15 protein-coding genes, 1 tRNA gene and 1 pseudogene are annotated in these 18,781 nt (G+C 67.8%); 14 read left to right on the top strand and 3 right to left on the bottom strand.

Translation table 11 applies throughout. The features are described 5' to 3' along the window. Window positions 1-13 precede the first annotated feature (13 nt). The 4 genes and pseudogenes from rpmG to OO54_RS07210 all read left to right on the top strand — a co-directional run. A complete protein-coding gene (rpmG, locus tag OO54_RS07225; protein ID WP_003956487.1) occupies window positions 14-178 on the top strand; it encodes a 50S ribosomal protein L33 in 165 nt (54 codons plus the stop codon). 84 nt (window positions 179-262) lie between these two features. Then, window positions 263-715, top strand: coding sequence for a MaoC family dehydratase N-terminal domain-containing protein (locus OO54_RS07220; protein ID WP_017239533.1), 453 nt, complete (start codon window positions 263-265; stop codon window positions 713-715). A 2-nt stretch (window positions 716-717) separates the two neighbouring features. Beyond that, window positions 718-1,146 (top strand): MaoC family dehydratase, encoded by a 429-nt coding sequence (locus OO54_RS07215; protein ID WP_017239534.1) that lies wholly within the window; start codon window positions 718-720, stop codon window positions 1,144-1,146. Window positions 1,147-1,186: 40 nt separating this feature from the next. Continuing rightward, window positions 1,187-2,260, top strand: a pseudogene (locus OO54_RS07210) (UDP-N-acetylmuramate dehydrogenase); the annotation flags it as partial. A 20-nt stretch (window positions 2,261-2,280) separates the two neighbouring features. On the opposite strand, the gene OO54_RS07205 reads toward OO54_RS07210, so the two are convergent. The 3 genes from OO54_RS07205 to OO54_RS07195 form a co-directional block, all read right to left on the bottom strand. Beyond that, complete coding sequence (locus OO54_RS07205; RefSeq protein ID WP_033202012.1) at window positions 2,281-2,913, bottom strand: NAD(P)-dependent oxidoreductase; 633 nt, start codon at window positions 2,911-2,913, stop codon at window positions 2,281-2,283. Window positions 2,914-3,010: 97 nt separating this feature from the next. Next, window positions 3,011-4,033 carry an adenosine deaminase gene (locus tag OO54_RS07200; protein WP_033202011.1) on the bottom strand — a complete coding sequence of 341 codons (1,023 nt, stop codon included), beginning with the start codon at window positions 4,031-4,033 and terminating at the stop codon, window positions 3,011-3,013. 139 nt (window positions 4,034-4,172) lie between these two features. After that, a complete protein-coding gene (locus tag OO54_RS07195) occupies window positions 4,173-5,399 on the bottom strand; it encodes a pyridoxal phosphate-dependent aminotransferase (protein ID WP_033202010.1) in 1,227 nt (408 codons plus the stop codon). Window positions 5,400-5,605: 206 nt separating this feature from the next. On the opposite strand from OO54_RS07195, the gene OO54_RS07190 reads away from it, so the two are divergent. The 10 genes from OO54_RS07190 (at window position 5,606) to OO54_RS07145 (ending at window position 18,767) form a co-directional block, all read left to right on the top strand. Further along, window positions 5,606-5,678, top strand: a tRNA-Trp gene (locus OO54_RS07190). A 103-nt stretch (window positions 5,679-5,781) separates the two neighbouring features. Continuing rightward, window positions 5,782-6,069, top strand: coding sequence for a preprotein translocase subunit SecE (secE, locus tag OO54_RS07185; protein WP_017239539.1), 288 nt, complete (start codon window positions 5,782-5,784; stop codon window positions 6,067-6,069). Between the two features lie 44 nt (window positions 6,070-6,113). Then, window positions 6,114-7,022 carry a transcription termination/antitermination protein NusG gene (gene nusG, locus OO54_RS07180; RefSeq protein WP_033202009.1) on the top strand — a complete coding sequence of 303 codons (909 nt, stop codon included), beginning with the start codon at window positions 6,114-6,116 and terminating at the stop codon, window positions 7,020-7,022. Window positions 7,023-7,180: 158 nt separating this feature from the next. Further along, window positions 7,181-7,615: a 50S ribosomal protein L11 gene (gene rplK / locus OO54_RS07175; protein ID WP_015035536.1), complete on the top strand. Its 435-nt coding sequence runs from the start codon at window positions 7,181-7,183 to the stop codon at window positions 7,613-7,615. 81 nt (window positions 7,616-7,696) lie between these two features. Then, the gene (gene rplA, locus OO54_RS07170) at window positions 7,697-8,425 is read left to right on the top strand and encodes a 50S ribosomal protein L1 (protein ID WP_017239541.1); all 729 of its coding nucleotides are present in this window, start codon (window positions 7,697-7,699) and stop codon (window positions 8,423-8,425) included. Window positions 8,426-8,544: 119 nt separating this feature from the next. Next, a complete protein-coding gene (locus tag OO54_RS07165) occupies window positions 8,545-9,453 on the top strand; it encodes an SCO4651 family lipoprotein (RefSeq protein WP_033202008.1) in 909 nt (302 codons plus the stop codon). A 247-nt stretch (window positions 9,454-9,700) separates the two neighbouring features. Beyond that, a complete protein-coding gene (gene rplJ / locus OO54_RS07160) occupies window positions 9,701-10,231 on the top strand; it encodes a 50S ribosomal protein L10 (RefSeq protein WP_030687887.1) in 531 nt (176 codons plus the stop codon). Between the two features lie 111 nt (window positions 10,232-10,342). Beyond that, window positions 10,343-10,726 (top strand): 50S ribosomal protein L7/L12, encoded by a 384-nt coding sequence (gene rplL / locus OO54_RS07155; RefSeq protein ID WP_033202007.1) that lies wholly within the window; start codon window positions 10,343-10,345, stop codon window positions 10,724-10,726. Between the two features lie 549 nt (window positions 10,727-11,275). Beyond that, window positions 11,276-14,758 carry a DNA-directed RNA polymerase subunit beta gene (rpoB, locus tag OO54_RS07150; protein WP_033202006.1) on the top strand — a complete coding sequence of 1,161 codons (3,483 nt, stop codon included), beginning with the start codon at window positions 11,276-11,278 and terminating at the stop codon, window positions 14,756-14,758. Window positions 14,759-14,867: 109 nt separating this feature from the next. Continuing rightward, a complete protein-coding gene (locus tag OO54_RS07145; RefSeq protein ID WP_033202005.1) occupies window positions 14,868-18,767 on the top strand; it encodes a DNA-directed RNA polymerase subunit beta' in 3,900 nt (1,299 codons plus the stop codon). Window positions 18,768-18,781: the final 14 nt, after the last annotated feature.

Here is an 18,781-nt window from a genome sequence, read left to right as displayed (position 1 = left end):
AAGGAGCACTCACGTGGCTGCCACCGACGTCCGCCCGAAGATCACGCTGGCCTGCGTGGAGTGCAAGGAGCGGAACTACATCACCAAGAAGAACCGGCGTAACAACCCGGACCGTCTTGAGATGAAGAAGCACTGCCCTCGCTGCAACTCGCACACCGCGCACCGCGAGACGCGTTAATCAGGCTCGTACACGAGGCCGTCCCCACTAGGGGGCGGCCTCGTGTCGTTTATCGCAACAGATCCAGCAGGAGGTATCGCGTCCATGGCGCTCGACCAGTCCTTCGTGGGCCGGACCTATCCGCCCACCGAGCCCTACGAGGTCGGCCGGGAGAAGATCCGCGAATTCGCCGAGGCGATCGGTGACGCGAATCCCGCGTACACCGACCAGGAGGCGGCCAAGGAACTCGGTCACCCCGATGTGATCGCTCCGCCCACCTTTGTGTTCGCCATCACCTTCAAGGCCGCCGGCCAGGTGATCGAGGACCCGCAGCTGGGCCTCGACTACAGCCGGGTCGTCCACGGCGACCAGAAGTTCTCCTACACCCGGCCCGTACGCGCCGGGGACCGGCTCTCGGTCACCTCCACCATCGAGGCGATCAAGTCCCTCGCGGGCAACGACATCCTGGACATCCGCGGCGAGGTCCACGACGCCTCCGGCGAGCACGTCGTGACCGCCTGGACCAAGCTCGTCTCCCGCGCACCCGAGGGGGTCTGACCATGACCGCGAAGATCGCCTACGACGAGGTCGAGGTCGGCACCGAGCTGCCCGCGCAGACCTTCCCCGTGACCCGCGCCACGCTCGTGCAGTACGCCGGCGCCTCCGGGGACTTCAACCCCATCCACTGGAACGAGAAGTTCGCGGTCGAGGTCGGCCTGCCGGACGTCATCGCCCACGGCATGTTCACCATGGCCGAGGCGATCCGCGTCGTCACCGACTGGGCCGGCGACCCGGCCGCCGTCGTCGAGTACGGCGTCCGCTTCACCAAGCCCGTCATCGTCCCCAACGACGACCAGGGCGCCGAGATCCAGGTCAGCGCCAAGGTCGCCGCGAAGCTGGACGACCAGCAGGTGCGGGTCGACATCACCGCCATGAGCGCCGGGCAGAAGGTGCTCGGGATGTCGCGGGCCGTGGTCCGCCTCGCCTGACGTCACGAGCGTCACGGGCCCGTCGCGGAAGCGGCGGGCCCGTACTCTTGAGCCCGTGCAGCCACTCCACGACGCCCCCCTCGCGCCCCTGACCACCTTCCGGCTCGGCGGCCCCGCCACCCGGCTCGTCACCGCCACCACGGACGACGAGGTGGTCGCCGCGGTCCGCGAGGCCGACGCCACGGGCACCCCGCTGCTGATCATCGGCGGCGGCTCCAACCTGGTCATCGGGGACAAGGGCTTCGACGGCACGGCGCTGCGGATCGCCACCACCGGCTTCGCCCTGGAGGGCACGCGCCTGGAGCTCGCCGCGGGCGAGGTCTGGACGGACGCCGTCGCGCGGACCGTGGAGGCCGGGCTCGCCGGGATCGAGTGCCTGGCCGGCATCCCCGGCTCGGCCGGCGCGACCCCCATCCAGAACGTCGGCGCGTACGGCCAGGACGTCTCGGCCACCGTGACCGAGGTCGTCGCCTACGACCGGCGCGCCGGGGAGACCGTCACCCTCGGCAACGCCGAGTGCGCCTTCTCGTACCGGCACAGCCTCTTCAAGGACCGGCCCGACCGGTACGTGGTGCTGCGGGTCCGCTTCGAGCTGGAGGACGCCGACGGGATGTCGGCGCCGATCAAGTACGCCGAGACCGCCCGCGCCCTCGGCGTCGAGGCGGGGGACCGGGTGCCGCTCGCCACGGCCCGCGAGACGGTCCTGAAGCTCCGCGCGGGCAAGGGCATGGTCCTGGACCCGGAGGACCACGACACCTGGTCCGCGGGCTCCTTCTTCACCAACCCGATCCTCACGGCCGGCGAGTACGAGACCTTCCTCGCGCGCGTGGCCGGGCGCCTCGGCCCGGACGTCACCCCGCCGGCCTTCCCCGCCGGCGAGGACGGCGCCGTGAAGACCTCCGCGGCCTGGCTGATCGACCGCGCCGGCTTCACCAAGGGATACGGCTCCGGTCCCGCCCGGATCTCCACCAAGCACACGCTCGCCCTCACCAACCGGGGCGAGGCGACCACCGAGGACCTCCTCGCCCTCGCGCGCGAGGTCGTCGCCGGCGTCCACGACGCCTTCGGCGTCACCCTCGTCAACGAGCCCGTGACGGTCGGCGTCTCGCTGTAGAGCCGATCCGCCGGTCGGACCTAGTACGCGACGCCGACGCCCTGTCGCACCGTCGACGGGTCGTCGATCATCGCCAGCATCGCGTGGGCCACGTCCGCGCGGGCGAGGGAGCGGCCGCGGGGCGGGGTGCCGCCGACGACCGTGCGGTAGCGGCCGGTGAGCGGCCTGTCGGTCAGCTTGGGCGGGCGTACGGAGGTCCAGTCGGCGCTGCTGGAGGCGAGGTCGGACTCCATGACCCGCAGATCGGCGTAGACGTCCTTGAGGACCGAGTTGACGACCGCGAGGACGGCCTTGTCCAGGAGGGCCTGGCCGTCCGGGACCGGGCCGAGCGGGGCGGCGCTGACCACCAGGAGGCGGCGCACGCTCTCCACCTCCATCGCCGTGAGCACCGAGCGGGTGAGCCGGGCGGCGACGCCCGCGTCCGCCCGGCTGCGGGCTCCCAGGCCCGACAGCACCGCGTCCCGGCCCGTGACCGCCTCACAGAGGGCGTCGGGCTCGGACAGGTCGGTCCGCAGGACCACGAGGCGCTCGCCGGTCACCGTCAGCCGCGCCGGGTCCCGCACGACCGCCGTCACCTCGTGGCCCGCGGCCAGTGCCTGGCGGACTATCTCCCGTCCGATGCCCCCGGTCGCGCCGAAGACGGTGAGCTTCATGTCGCATCCCCCATGGTGGGTAGGTGTTCACGACCGGGAGACCTTCCCGGGCGCCCCTTCTCCGCGGAACCGCGCAACCGCGGCTCGACGCGGGGCCTCAGCCGCCGATCCAGTCGTCGATCCCGGCGAGCAGCTTCGCCCGGACGTCCGTCGGGGCCGCCGATCCCCGTACCGACTGACGGGCCAGTTCCGCCAGTTCCGCGTCCGTGAACCCGTGGTGCCGGCGGGCGATCTCGTACTGCGCCGCCAGCCGCGAGCCGAACAGCAGCGGGTCGTCGGCGCCCAGCGCCATCGGCACCCCCGCGTCGAAGAGGGTCCGCAGCGGCACGTCCTCGTGCTTCTCGTACACGCCGAGCGCCACGTTCGACGCCGGGCAGACCTCGCAGGTCACGCCGCGCTCCGCGAGCTTGCGCAGCAGCCGCGGGTCCTCCGCCGACCGCACGCCGTGGCCGACCCGGGACGCCCGCAGGTCGTCCAGGCAGTCCCGTACCGACGCCGGACCCGTCAGCTCGCCGCCGTGCGGGGCCGCGAGGAGGCCGCCCTCACGCGCGATGGCGAAGGCCCGGTCGAAGTCCCGCGCCATGCCCCGCCGCTCGTCGTTGGAGAGCCCGAAGCCCACCACGCCCCGGTCGGCGAACCGCACCGCGAGCCGGGCGAGCGTCCGCGCCTCCAGGGGGTGCTTCATCCGGTTCGCCGCGACGAGCACCCGCATCCCGAGCCCTGTCTCGCGCGAGGCCGCGTCGACCGCGTCGAGGATGATCTCCAGCGCCGGGATGAGCCCGCCGAGGTGCGGGGCGTACGAGGTGGGGTCGACCTGGATCTCCAGCCACCCGGAGCCGTCCCGCACGTCCTCCTGGGCCGCCTCGCGGACGAGCCGCTGGATGTCCTCGGGGGCGCGCAGGCAGGAGCGGGCGATGTCGTACAGCCGCTGGAAGCGGAACCAGCCGCGCTCGTCCGTCGCCCGCAGCTTCGGAGGCGTACCGCTGCTCAGCGCCTCGGGGAGGTGCACGCCGTACTTGTCGGCGAGCTCGATGAGTGTGGTGGGCCGCATCGAACCGGTGAAGTGCAGGTGCAGATGGGCCTTGGGCAGTGTCGTGAGGTCGCGGTAAACGTGCTCCATCGGCTGATCCTGCCGCACCCGAATGGACGAGGACAGCCCGTTTCCCCGATCGGGACCTTGCTAGAACGCAAAAACGGGCCCCCGGTTCCGGAGAACCGGGGGCCCGACCGGTCCCCGGATCCGGGGACCGAAGGAGACGTCAGTCGCGCGCCTCGGCGAGGAGCTTCTGCATGCGGGACACGCCCTCCACCAGGTCCTCGTCGCCCAGCGCGTACGACAGGCGCAGGTAGCCGGGGGTGCCGAAGGCCTCGCCCGGGACGACCGCGACCTCGGCCTCGTCCAGGATCAGGGCCGCCAGCTCGACCGAGGACTGCGGACGCTTGCCGCGGATCTCCTTGCCGAGCAGGCCCTTCACCGACGGGTACACGTAGAACGCGCCCTCCGGGGTCGGGCAGACGACACCCTCGATCTCGTTGAGCATCCGCACGATCGTCTGGCGGCGCCGGTCGAAGGCGCGCCCCATCTCCTCGACCGCGTCCAGGCTCCCGGAGACGGCGGCGAGCGCGGCGACCTGTGCCACGTTGCTCACGTTGGAGGTGGCGTGGGACTGCAGGTTGGTCGCGGCCTTCACCACGTCCTTCGGTCCGATGATCCAGCCCACGCGCCAGCCCGTCATCGCGTACGTCTTCGCCACGCCGTTCACGACGATGCACTTGTCGCGCAGCTCCGGCAGGACCGCCGGCAGCGAGACGGCGGAGGCGTCGCCGTAGACCAGGTGCTCGTAGATCTCGTCCGTGAGGATCCACAGGCCGTGCTCGACGGCCCAGCGGCCGATGGCCTCGGTCTCGGCCTCGCTGTAGACCGCGCCGGTCGGGTTGGACGGCGACACGAAGAGGACGACCTTGGTCTTCTCCGTGCGCGCGGCCTCCAGCTGGTCCACCGAGACCCGGTAGCCGGTGGTCTCGTCGGCCACGACCTCCACCGGGACGCCGCCCGCGAGGCGGATCGACTCGGGGTACGTCGTCCAGTACGGCGCCGGGACGATGACCTCGTCGCCCGGGTCGAGGATCGCGGCGAACGCCTCGTAGATCGCCTGCTTGCCGCCGTTGGTCACCAGGACCTGGGACGCGTCGACCTCGTAGCCGGAGTCGCGCAGCGTCTTCGCGGCGATGGCCGCCTTCAGCTCGGGCAGGCCGCCGGCCGGCGTGTAGCGGTGGTACTTCGGGTTCTTGCAGGCCTCGACGGCCGCCTCGACGATGTAGTCCGGCGTCGGGAAGTCGGGCTCGCCTGCGCCGAAGCCGATCACCGGGCGGCCGGCGGCCTTGAGTGCCTTGGCCTTGGCGTCGACGGCGAGGGTGGCGGACTCGGAGATCGCACCGATCCGGGCGGAGACCCGACGCTCGGTGGGAGGGGTAGCAGCGCTCATACGGCCCATGGTCCCAGACCGTATAGAGGCCCGACACACAGGTTTCACGGACCGGACAGGACCGGTCATTACCGGTCGTACGCCCGCCCGAAGGCAGGTCGGGCTGGTTTCTGTTCGACGTGGAGCCCTCTGACCACGTATGCTCACTCCTCGTTGGCCCGCACCGACCACATCTCACGATGCGGTACGTTGGGGGACACCGACAAAGGGTCGTAGCTCAATTGGTAGAGCACCGGTCTCCAAAACCGGCGGTTGGGGGTTCAAGTCCCTCCGGCCCTGCTACACACACCGCCAGGTGTTGTGCGCATGTACGTACTTCATTGCACCGCCGTGCGGCTCCACCCGGGCGCGGCACGGCCGACCCGGAATCAGGTGAGAGATCGTGACGGACGCCGTAGGCTCCATCGACATGCCTGATGCCGACGACGAGGCCGCGGACTCCAAGAAGAAGTCCCGCAAGGGCGGCAAGCGCGGAAAGAAGGGCCCCCTGGGCCGTCTCGCGCTCTTCTACCGCCAGATCATCGCCGAGCTCCGCAAGGTCGTCTGGCCGACGCGCAGCCAGCTGACGACGTACACGACCGTGGTGATTGTCTTCGTCGTCATCATGATCGGCCTCGTCACCGTGATTGACTATGGCTTCCAGGAAGCAGTCAAGTACGTCTTCGGCTGACTTTTTGTTCCACCCCATCTGTATCGCAGGAAGAAGCAGCCACCGTGTCTGACGCGAACCTGAACGACGCCTTCGAGTCCGAGTCCGTCGAGGACGAGCTGGACATCGTCGAGGCCGCCGACGAGGACCTGGCAGACGCTGCTGACGACGCTGCCGACGAGGCCGCCGAGGAGCTCGCCCTCGAGATCGAGGACGAGGACGAGGCGGAGTCCGACGAGGACGCCGAGTCCGACGAGGACGCCGAGTCCGACGAGGGCGAGGACGACGACACCGTCGAGGCCGAGGACGAGGACGCCGAGGAAGAGACCGAGGAGGAGGCCGAGCCGGCCGCCCCGGTCGACCCGGTCGCCGCGCTCCGCGAGGAGCTGCGCACCCTCCCCGGCGAGTGGTACGTCATCCACACCTACGCGGGCTACGAGAAGCGCGTGAAGGCCAACCTCGAGCAGCGTGCCGTCTCGCTCAACGTCGAGGACTTCATCTACCAGGCCGAGGTCCCCGAGGAAGAGATCGTCCAGATCAAGGGCGGCGAGCGGAAGAACGTCAAGCAGAACAAGCTCCCCGGCTACGTTCTGGTCCGCATGGACCTGACGAACGAGTCCTGGGGCGTCGTCCGCAACACCCCCGGCGTCACCGGCTTCGTGGGCAACGCCTACGACCCGTACCCGCTGACCCTGGACGAGATCGTCAAGATGCTCGCCCCGGAGGCCGAGGAGAAGGCCGCCCGCGAGGCCGCCGAGGCCGAGGGCAAGCCGGCTCCGGCCCGCAAGCTGGAGGTCCAGGTCCTGGACTTCGAGGTCGGCGACTCGGTGACGGTCACGGACGGTCCCTTCGCGACCCTCCAGGCCACGATCAACGAGATCAACCCGGACTCGAAGAAGGTCAAGGGCCTCGTCGAGATCTTCGGTCGCGAGACCCCGGTCGAGCTCAGCTTCGACCAGATCCAGAAGAACTGATCACACAGGTTTCCGACCAGGTCAGAGTGGCTGTCAAAGCCGCTCTGACCTGCTCGGTTTTTAGCCGCGCGTCTATACCCGTTATCGTTGTGCGGTATGCCTGCATCCGGATGACCGGAAGGCGGGCTGAACACTCTCACTAGGACCCGGAGAGAGCAATGCCTCCCAAGAAGAAGAAGGTCACGGGGCTTATCAAGCTCCAGATCAACGCCGGTGCGGCCAACCCGGCCCCGCCGGTCGGCCCCGCGCTGGGTCAGCACGGCGTCAACATCATGGAGTTCTGCAAGGCCTACAACGCCGCGACCGAGTCGCAGCGTGGCATGGTCGTGCCGGTGGAGATCACGGTCTACGAGGACCGCACCTTCACCTTCATCACCAAGACTCCGCCGGCCGCGAAGCTGATCCTCAAGGCCGCTGGTGTGGACAAGGGCTCCGGCGAGCCGCACAAGACCAAGGTCGCCAAGCTCACCGCCGCCCAGGTCCGCGAGATCGCCACGGTCAAGCTCCCCGACCTGAACGCCAACGACCTGGACGCCGCGTCCAAGATCATCGCTGGCACCGCCCGCTCCATGGGCATCACGGTCGAGGGCTGATCACCCCCCTCTCGTGACCTTCAGTGGTAGGGCCGGCGCGGCCCGCACCACGACTCCATACCTGAACCAACAGGAGAAGCAGTGAAGCGCAGCAAGGCTCTCCGCACCGCGGACGCCAAGGTCGACCGCGAGCGGAACTACGCTCCCCTCGAGGCCGTCCGTCTCGCCAAGGACACCGCCACCACGAAGTTCGACGGCACCGTCGAGGTCGCCTTCCGCCTGGGCGTCGACCCGCGCAAGGCCGACCAGATGGTCCGTGGCACCGTGAACCTTCCGCACGGCACCGGTAAGACCGCCCGGGTCCTGGTCTTCGCGACCGGTGACCGTGCCGAGGCCGCGATCGCCGCGGGCGCCGACATCGTCGGCTCCGACGAGCTCATCGACGAGATCTCCAAGGGCAACCGCCTGAACGAGTTCGACGCCGTGGTGGCCACCCCGGACCTCATGGGCAAGGTCGGCCGCCTCGGCCGCGTCCTCGGCCCGCGTGGTCTCATGCCGAACCCCAAGGTCGGCACCGTCACCCCCGATGTCGCGAAGGCCGTCAACGACATCAAGGGCGGCAAGATCGAGTTCCGCGTCGACAAGCACTCGAACCTGCACTTCATCATCGGCAAGGTCTCCTTCGACGAGACGAAGCTGGTCGAGAACTACGCCGCGGCCCTGGAGGAGATCCTCCGTCTGAAGCCGTCCGCCGCGAAGGGTCGCTACATCAAGAAGGCGACCATCACGACGACGATGGGCCCCGGCATCCCGCTGGACTCCAACCGCACCCGCAACCTCCTCGTCGAGGAGGACCCGGCCGCGGTCTGAACCCCACGGGTTCACTGAGTGGTCAGCCGGCCCCCGTCTCTCTCCGGAGAGACGGGGGCCGGCTCTTTGTTACGGTTCGAGAGACCGTAAAGACGTGGATCAAGGGGTGGGGAACACTCATGAGCAAGTCCGCATGGAAGCGCGCGGGCGTCGCCCTGACGGCCGTGGCCGTCATCACGGGTGTCGCGGGTTGTCAGGACGGCGACGACAAGGCCGGCGCCCCGGCGCAGGGCCACGGGGACGTCACGAAGGTCATCCAGGCCGCGTACGAGAAGACCTCGGCCGCCAAGTCCGCCAAGGTCAAGATGACGATGACCCTGGAGGGCGTCGGCGCGGAGTCCGGCACCATGGAGATGACCGGCGTCCAGGGCTGGGCCCCGGCGGCGATGGACATCACCGTGAAGGGCTCCATGCTGTCCGCGGGCGGCCCGGACGCGCCCGAGCAGATGCGCATGATCATGCTCGACCAGGTCATGTACATGGACATGGGTGCCGAGCAGGCCGCCGAGATGGACGGCAAGCGCTGGATGAAGCTGGACATGAAGGCCGCGGGGGACGCCTCCGGCGACGCCGCGGTGCAGAAGCAGATCACCGGCGGCCTGGACAACATGAACCAGGACCCGGCCCAGCAGCTCGCCCTGCTCCTGGACTCCCCGGACCTGAAGCACATCGGCGCCGAGAAGATCAACGGCATGGAGACCGAGCACTACAAGGGCACGCTCACCTTCGAGCAGATGCTCAAGGCCAACGAGTCGTCGAAGCTCCTCTCCAAGGAGGAGCACGACAAGCTCGTCGCCACCATGAAGAAGGCGGGCCTCAAGGGCTACGACACCGAGCTCTGGGTCACCGCCGACGGCTACCCGGCGCGCATGGACGTCGACATGACCATGGCCCAGGGCACGGTGAACATGCGGGCCGACTACAGCGACTACGGCACCAAGGCCGCGGTCGAGGCCCCGCCGGCCAAGGACACCGTCGACCTCTTCGAGATGATGAAGGACTTCGGCAAGGAGGCCGGTCAGGGCTGATTTGCTCCTGGCCCGGGCCATCACGTACTCTTCCACAGAAGCCAAAGACCGCTGGTCGTTGCTGTGCCCCCTCGGGTGCGGTGGCCGAAGGATCCGCTGACAACGGGCGACCCGCGCAGGTGACTGTGGAAAGTTCCCGGACGTTCTCGTCCGGTCGAGCTCAGCCCCGTGCGCCTGCGCCGGGGCGTTTTGTTTGCCCAGCCCCCTTCTGAGCGGTCCTCATCACCCGGAAGGAGGCCGACGCACTATGCCGACGCCCAACAAGGCTGCATCGGTGGCCGAGCTCAAGGACGCGTTCCAGAGCTCCAACGCCGCCGTGCTGACCGAGTACCGGGGTCTCACCGTCGCGCAGCTCAAGACGCTGCGTCGCTCTCTCGGTGAGAACGCCCAGTACGCCGTGGTGAAGAACACGCTGACCAAGATTGCGGCCAACGAGGCCGGGATCACCGCACTGGACGAGCACTTCGCTGGTCCGACCGCGGTCGCCTTCGTCACCGGTGACCCGGTGGAGTCGGCGAAGGCCCTGCGTGACTTCGCCAAGGAGAACCCGAACCTCATCATCAAGGCTGGTGTCCTTGACGGTAAGGCTCTCTCCGCCGACGACATCAAGAAGCTTGCGGACCTCGAGTCCCGCGAGGTTCTGCTCAGCAAGCTGGCCGGCGCGTTCAAGGGCAAGCAGTCTCAGGCTGCCTCGCTCTTCCAGGCGCTGCCGTCGAAGTTCGTCCGCACCGCGGAAGCGCTTCGCGTCAAGCTCGCCGAGCAGGGCGGTGCCGAGTAATTCGGCTCGCGCATTGATCCACGCCGCCTAGTGCGTGGGTCGTAGCGGGCCGTTACGCCCGCCTCTATGGACACATCGGCACCTGCCGAATTAGTGGAAGGATCGCCCATCATGGCGAAGCTCTCTCAGGACGACCTCCTCGCCCAGTTCGAGGAGATGACCCTCATCGAGCTCTCCGAGTTCGTGAAGGCCTTCGAGGAGAAGTTCGACGTCACCGCCGCCGCGGCCGTCGCCGTTGCCGGCCCCGCCGTCGGTGGCGCTGCCCCCGAGGCCGCCGAGGAGCAGGACGAGTTCGACGTCATCCTCGAGGGTGCCGGCGACAAGAAGATCCAGGTCATCAAGGTCGTGCGTGAGCTCACCTCCCTGGGCCTCAAGGAGGCCAAGGACCTCGTCGACGGCACCCCGAAGCCGGTCCTCGAGAAGGTCGCGAAGGAGGCCGCCGAGAAGGCTGCCGAGTCCCTCAAGGCCGCCGGCGCCTCCGTCACGGTCAAGTAAGACCGTTTCGAGTCGCTGAAGCTGACTCCTGCTCCCGTGTAACGCGGGAGCACCGAAAGGCGATCACCCTTCTGGGTGGTCGCCTTTCGGCGTTCCCCGGGAAGGGCGTGGCGGGGTCCCCGCGGGTCGGCGGAAGCGGAGTATGGTGATCTTCGCCGTGCGCCCCGCACACCGGGGGGCCTTGACGAACCGCACGCAGCGCGCAATTCTCAGGACGCGTCGTCACAACGATCCGTATCCGAGGCATGGATCGACGACTGAACGGGCAGTATCGAGGTGCGCCGCATGGCGCGAGTAGCGCGGAGTTGAGAGCAACGAGGGTCGCGAGGAACTCGCCCTGGACATCAGTGAGCCAAGTGGCTACACTGACCCTTTGCGCTGCCTGTTAGCTGCCCCCTGCCCGTCACCAGGGGCATACCTTCGCATCCGCTTCGTCGACTGACCCCGTCTGACCTGGCCTTTTGGTCATTTCAGGAAATGTCCGCCGGGAAGCGATGCTGGGGGACCGGTACGCGCGTAGTGAGTCCGAGCCCTCGGAAGGACCCCCTCTTGGCCGCCTCGCGCAACGCCTCGACCAATACGAACAACGGCGCAAGCACCGCCCCGCTGCGCATCTCCTTTGCAAAGATCAAGGAGCCCCTCGAGGTTCCGAACCTCCTCGCGCTGCAGACCGAGAGCTTTGACTGGCTGCTCGGCAACGCCGCCTGGAAGGCTCGCGTCGAGGCTGCCCTTGAGTCGGGACAGGACGTCCCCACGAAGTCCGGTCTGGAGGAGATCTTCGAGGAGATCTCCCCGATCGAGGACTTCTCCGGGTCGATGTCGCTGACCTTCCGCGACCACCGCTTCGAGCCGCCGAAGAACTCGATCGACGAGTGCAAGGACCGTGACTTCACGTACGGCGCCCCGCTCTTCGTCACCGCCGAGTTCACGAACAACGAGACCGGCGAGATCAAGTCCCAGACGGTCTTCATGGGCGACTTCCCGCTCATGACCAACAAGGGCACCTTCGTCATCAACGGCACCGAGCGTGTCGTCGTGTCGCAGCTCGTCCGCTCGCCGGGTGTCTACTTCGACTCCTCCATCGACAAGACGTCCGACAAGGACATCTTCTCCGCCAAGATCATCCCGTCCCGGGGTGCCTGGCTGGAGATGGAGATCGACAAGCGCGACCTGGTCGGTGTCCGCATCGACCGCAAGCGCAAGCAGTCCGTCACCGTCCTCCTCAAGGCTCTCGGCTGGACCACCGAGCAGATCCTGCAGGAGTTCGGCGAGTACGAGTCCATGCGCGCCACCCTGGAGAAGGACCACACCCAGGGCCAGGACGACGCGCTGCTCGACATCTACCGCAAGCTGCGTCCGGGCGAGCCGCCGACCCGTGAGGCCGCTCAGACGCTGCTCGAGAACCTCTACTTCAACCCGAAGCGCTACGACCTCGCGAAGGTCGGCCGCTACAAGGTGAACAAGAAGCTCGGCGCCGACGAGCCGCTGGACGCCGGTGTCCTCACGACCGACGACGTCATCGCCACGATCAAGTACCTCGTGAAGCTCCACGCGGGCGAGACCGAGACGATCGGCGAGAACGGCAACGAGATCGTCGTCGAGACCGACGACATCGACCACTTCGGCAACCGTCGTCTGCGCAACGTCGGCGAGCTCATCCAGAACCAGGTCCGCACGGGTCTGGCTCGTATGGAGCGCGTCGTACGCGAGCGCATGACCACGCAGGACGTCGAGGCGATCACCCCGCAGACCCTGATCAACATCCGCCCGGTCGTGGCGTCGATCAAGGAGTTCTTCGGAACGTCGCAGCTGTCGCAGTTCATGGACCAGAACAACCCGCTGTCGGGTCTGACGCACAAGCGTCGTCTCTCGGCGCTGGGCCCCGGTGGTCTGTCCCGTGAGCGGGCCGGCTTCGAGGTCCGAGACGTGCACCCGTCCCACTACGGACGCATGTGCCCGATCGAGACCCCCGAAGGCCCGAACATCGGTCTGATCGGTTCGCTCGCCTCGTACGGCCGCGTCAACGCGTTCGGCTTCATCGAGACGCCGTACCGCAAGGTCGTCGACGGTCAGGTCACCGACGAGGTCGACTACGTCACCGCCGACGAGGAGGACCGCTTCGTCATCGCGCAGGCCAACGCCGCGCTCAACGACGACATGCGGCTCACCGAGAACCGCGTCCTGGTGCGTAAGCGTGGTGGCGAGGTCGACTACGTCCTGCCGTCCGAGGTGGACTACATGGACGTCTCGCCGCGCCAGATGGTGTCGGTCGCGACCGCCATGATCCCGTTCCTCGAGCACGACGACGCCAACCGTGCCCTCATGGGCGCGAACATGATGCGTCAGGCGGTGCCGCTGATTAAGTCGGAGGCCCCGCTCGTCGGCACCGGCATGGAGTACCGCTGCGCCACCGACGCCGGCGACGTGCTCAAGGCCGAGAAGGACGGTGTCGTCCAGGAGCTGTCGGCCGACTACGTCACGGTCGCCAACGACGACGGCACGTACATCACGTACCGCCTGCACAAGTTCTCCCGCTCCAACCAGGGCACCTCTGTGAACCAGAAGGTCGTCGTGGACGAGGGCGACCGCGTCATCGAGGGCCAGGTCCTCGCCGACGGTCCCGCCACCGAAGACGGCGAGATGGCGCTCGGCAAGAACCTGCTCGTGGCGTTCATGCCGTGGGAGGGCCACAACTACGAGGACGCGATCATCCTGTCGCAGCGCCTCGTGCAGGACGACGTCCTCTCCTCGATCCACATCGAGGAGCACGAGGTCGACGCCCGTGACACCAAGCTCGGCCCCGAGGAGATCACCCGGGACATCCCGAACGTCTCCGAGGAGGTCCTCGCGGACCTCGACGAGCGCGGCATCATCCGCATCGGTGCCGAGGTCGTCGCCGGCGACATCCTGGTCGGCAAGGTCACGCCCAAGGGCGAGACCGAGCTGACCCCGGAGGAGCGCCTGCTCCGCGCGATCTTCGGTGAGAAGGCGCGTGAGGTCCGTGACACCTCGCTGAAGGTCCCGCACGGTGAGATCGGCAAGATCATCGGCGTGCGCGTCTTCGACCGCGAGGAGGGCGACGAGCTTCCCCCGGGCGTGAACCAGCTGGTCCGCGTCTACGTCGCCCAGAAGCGCAAGATCACCGACGGTGACAAGCTCGCCGGTCGTCACGGCAACAAGGGTGTCATCTCCAAGATCCTTCCGATCGAGGACATGCCCTTCCTCGAGGACGGCACCCCGGTCGACATCATCCTCAACCCGCTGGGTGTCCCGTCCCGAATGAACCCGGGACAGGTCCTGGAGATCCACCTCGGCTGGCTCGCCAGCCGCGGCTGGGACGTCTCCGGCCTCGCGGACGAGTGGGCGCAGCGCCTCCAGGCGATCGGCGCCGACCAGGTCGCCCCCGGCACCAACGTCGCGACCCCGGTCTTCGACGGTGCGCGTGAGGACGAGCTCGCGGGTCTGCTCCAGCACACCATCCCGAACCGCGACGGCGAGCGCATGGTGCTCCCGACCGGTAAGGCGAGGCTGTTCGACGGCCGCTCCGGCGAGCCGTTCCCGGACCCGATCTCCGTCGGGTACATGTACATCCTCAAGCTGCACCACCTGGTCGACGACAAGCTGCACGCGCGTTCGACCGGCCCGTACTCGATGATCACCCAGCAGCCGCTGGGTGGTAAGGCCCAGTTCGGTGGCCAGCGCTTCGGTGAGATGGAGGTGTGGGCGCTGGAGGCATACGGCGCCGCGTACGCCCTCCAGGAGCTGCTGACGATCAAGTCCGACGACGTGACCGGCCGCGTGAAGGTCTACGAGGCCATCGTCAAGGGCGAGAACATCCCTGAGCCCGGCATCCCCGAGTCCTTCAAGGTGCTCATCAAGGAGATGCAGTCCCTGTGCCTCAACGTGGAGGTGCTGTCCTCGGACGGCATGTCCATCGAGATGCGCGACACCGACGAGGACGTCTTCCGCGCAGCGGAGGAGCTCGGCATCGACCTGTCCCGGCGCGAGCCGAGCAGCGTCGAAGAGGTCTGACGGGAGTCCGGCCCGGGGACTCGGTGACACACCGCCGAGTCCCCGGCCGGCCCCAGGACCCCCGTATCAGACCCCACAGCCTTACAACCCTGAGAGGGATTGACGCATAGTGCTCGACGTCAACTTCTTCGACGAGCTCCGGATCGGTCTGGCCACCGCTGACGACATCCGTCAGTGGAGCCACGGCGAGGTCAAGAAGCCGGAGACCATCAACTACCGCACGCTCAAGCCCGAGAAGGACGGACTCTTCTGCGAGAAGATCTTCGGTCCGACCCGGGACTGGGAGTGCTACTGCGGCAAGTACAAGCGTGTCCGCTTCAAGGGCATCATCTGTGAGCGGTGTGGCGTCGAGGTCACCCGCGCCAAGGTGCGCCGTGAGCGGATGGGCCACATCGAGCTGGCCGCCCCCGTCACCCACATCTGGTACTTCAAGGGCGTCCCGTCGCGCCTCGGATACCTGCTGGACCTCGCCCCGAAGGACCTCGAGAAGGTCATCTACTTCGCGGCGTACATGATCACGTACGTCGACGACGAGCGCCGTACGCGTGACCTGCCCTCCCTGGAGGCGCACGTCTCCGTCGAGCGTCAGCAGATCGAGAACCGTCGCGACTCCGACCTGGAGGCCCGCGCCAAGAAGCTCGAGAACGACCTCGGCGAGCTCGAGGCCGAGGGTGCCAAGGCCGACGTGCGCCGCAAGGTGCGCGAGGGTGCCGAGCGCGAGATGAAGCAGCTGCGCGACCGTGCGCAGCGCGAGATCGACCGTCTGGACGAGGTCTGGTCCCGCTTCAAGAACCTCAAGGTCCAGGACCTGGAGGGCGACGAGCTCCTCTACCGCGAGCTGCGTGACCGCTTCGGCACGTACTTCGACGGCTCGATGGGTGCCGCGGCGCTGCAGAAGCGCCTCGAGTCCTTCGACCTGGAGGAGGAGGCCGAGCGCCTCCGCGAGATCATCCGCACCGGCAAGGGCCAGAAGAAGACCCGTGCGCTCAAGCGCCTCAAGGTCGTCTCCGCGTTCCTGCAGACCGCGAACAGCCCCAAGGGCATGGTTCTCGACTGCGTCCCGGTCATCCCGCCGGACCTGCGTCCGATGGTGCAGCTGGACGGTGGCCGCTTCGCGACCTCCGACCTGAACGACCTGTACCGCCGTGTGATCAACCGCAACAACCGTCTGAAGCGTCTGCTCGACCTCGGTGCCCCCGAGATCATCGTGAACAACGAGAAGCGGATGCTCCAGGAGGCGGTCGACGCCCTCTTCGACAACGGCCGTCGCGGTCGCCCGGTCACGGGCCCCGGCAACCGTCCGCTGAAGTCCCTCAGCGACATGCTGAAGGGCAAGCAGGGTCGTTTCCGTCAGAACCTGCTCGGCAAGCGTGTGGACTACTCCGCGCGTTCCGTCATCGTCGTCGGTCCGCAGCTGAAGCTGCACCAGTGTGGTCTGCCGAAGGCCATGGCGCTGGAGCTCTTCAAGCCGTTCGTGATGAAGCGCCTGGTCGACCTGAACCACGCGCAGAACATCAAGAGCGCCAAGCGGATGGTCGAGCGCGGCCGCACGGTCGTGTACGACGTCCTCGAAGAGGTCATCGCCGAGCACCCGGTTCTGCTGAACCGTGCGCCCACGCTGCACCGCCTCGGCATCCAGGCCTTCGAGCCGCAGCTGGTCGAGGGCAAGGCCATCCAGATCCACCCGCTCGTCTGCACCGCGTTCAACGCGGACTTCGACGGTGACCAGATGGCCGTCCACCTGCCGCTCTCCGCGGAGGCGCAGGCCGAGGCCCGCATCCTGATGCTGTCCTCGAACAACATCCTGAAGCCCGCCGACGGCCGTCCGGTCACGATGCCGACCCAGGACATGGTCCTCGGTCTGTTCTTCCTGACCACCGACGGCGAGCTCCGTGACACCAAGGGCGAGGGCCGCGCGTTCGGCTCCACGGCCGAGGCGATCATGGCGTTCGACGCCGGCGAGCTCGCGCTCCAGTCGGAGATCGAGATCCGCTTCCCCGTCGGCACCGTCGCTCCGCGTGGCTGGGTTCCCCCGGTCGCCGAGGAGGGCGAGCCGGAGTGGCAGCAGGGTGACTCGTTCCGTCTGCGGACGACCCTGGGCCGCGCGCTCTTCAACGAGCTGCTGCCCGAGGACTACCCGTTCGTCGACTACTCCGTCGGCAAGAAGCAGCTCTCCGAGATCGTCAACGACCTCGCCGAGCGCTACCCCAAGGTCATCGTGGCGGCGACGCTCGACAACCTGAAGGCGGCCGGCTTCTACTGGGCGACCCGTTCCGGTGTCACCGTGGCCATCTCCGACGTCGTCGTTCCCGAGGCGAAGAAGGAGATCGTCAAGGGCTACGAGGCGCAGGACGAGAAGGTCCAGAAGCAGTACGAGCGCGGTCTGATCACCAAGGAAGAGCGCACGCAGGAGCTCATCGCGATCTGGACCAAGGCGACCAACGAGGTCGCCGAGGCGATGAACGCGAACTTCCCGCGGACGAACCCCATCTTCATGATGGTTGACTCGGGTGCCCGAGGAAACATGATGCAGATGCGTCAGATCGCCGGTATGCGTGGTCTGGTGTCCAACGCCAAGAACGAGACGATCCCGCGTCCCATCAAGGCGTCGTTCCGCGAGGGCCTCACCGTCCTCGAGTACTTCATCTCCACGCACGGTGCCCGTAAGGGTCTCGCCGACACCGCCCTGCGTACCGCCGACTCGGGTTACCTGACCCGTCGTCTGGTGGACGTCTCGCAGGACGTCATCATCCGCGAGGAGGACTGTGGCACCGAGCGCGGTCTGAAGCTGCGGATCGCGGCGAAGGACGAGACCGGTGTCCTGCGCAAGACGGACGACGTCGAGACCTCCGTGTACGCGCGGATGCTCGCCGAGGACGTCGTCGTCGACGGCAAGGTCATCGCGCCGGCCAACGTCGACCTGGGTGACGTGCTCATCGACGCCCTGGTCAACGCGGGCGTCGAGGAGGTCAAGACCCGTTCGGTCCTGACCTGTGAGTCCGCCGTCGGTACCTGTGCGTTCTGCTACGGCCGTTCGCTCGCCACCGGCAAGCTGGTCGACATCGGTGAGGCGGTCGGCATCATCGCCGCCCAGTCCATCGGTGAGCCCGGTACCCAGCTGACGATGCGTACCTTCCACACCGGTGGTGTGGCCGGTGACGACATCACCCAGGGTCTGCCGCGTGTCGTCGAGCTCTTCGAGGCGCGTCAGCCCAAGGGTGTCGCCCCGATCTCGGAGGCGGCCGGCCGCGTCCGCATCGAGGAGACCGAGAAGACCAAGAAGATCGTCGTCACCCCGGACGACGGCACCGACGAGACGGCGTTCCCGATCTCGAAGCGTGCCCGTCTGCTCGTGGGCGAGGGCGACCACGTCGAGGTGGGCCAGAAGCTCACCGTGGGTGCCACCAACCCGCACGACGTGCTCCGGATCCTCGGTCAGCGTGCCGTCCAGGTCCACCTGGTCGGCGAAGTCCAGAAGGTCTACAACTCGCAGGGCGTGTCGATCCACGACAAGCACATCGAGATCATCATCCGGCAGATGCTGCGCCGTGTGACGATCATCGAGTCCGGCGACGCGGAGCTCCTGCCGGGCGAGCTGGTCGAGCGGTCGAAGTTCGAGACCGAGAACCGTCGTGTGGTCACCGAGGGCGGTCACCCCGCCTCCGGCCGTCCGCAGCTGATGGGTATCACCAAGGCCTCGCTCGCCACCGAGTCGTGGCTGTCGGCGGCGTCCTTCCAGGAGACGACCCGAGTCCTGACGGATGCGGCGATCAACGCCAAGTCCGACAGCCTCATCGGCCTCAAGGAGAACGTCATCATCGGTAAGCTCATCCCGGCCGGTACGGGTCTGTCCCGCTACCGCAACATCCGGGTCGAGCCGACCGAGGAGGCCAAGGCCGCGATGTACTCGGCCGTCGGCTACGACGACATCGACTACTCGCCGTTCGGCTCGGGCTCCGGCCAGGCCGTGCCGCTGGAGGACTACGACTACGGTCCGTACAACCAGTAAGCAGTGCGAAACCG

It is taken from the genome of Streptomyces wedmorensis (assembly GCF_000716445.1).
In the GTDB taxonomy this organism is placed as follows: Bacteria; Actinomycetota; Actinomycetes; order Streptomycetales; family Streptomycetaceae; genus Streptomyces; species Streptomyces wedmorensis.
The sequence above is the reverse complement of the archived record's forward strand: the minus strand, read 5'-3'. Positions and strand labels throughout refer to the sequence as shown.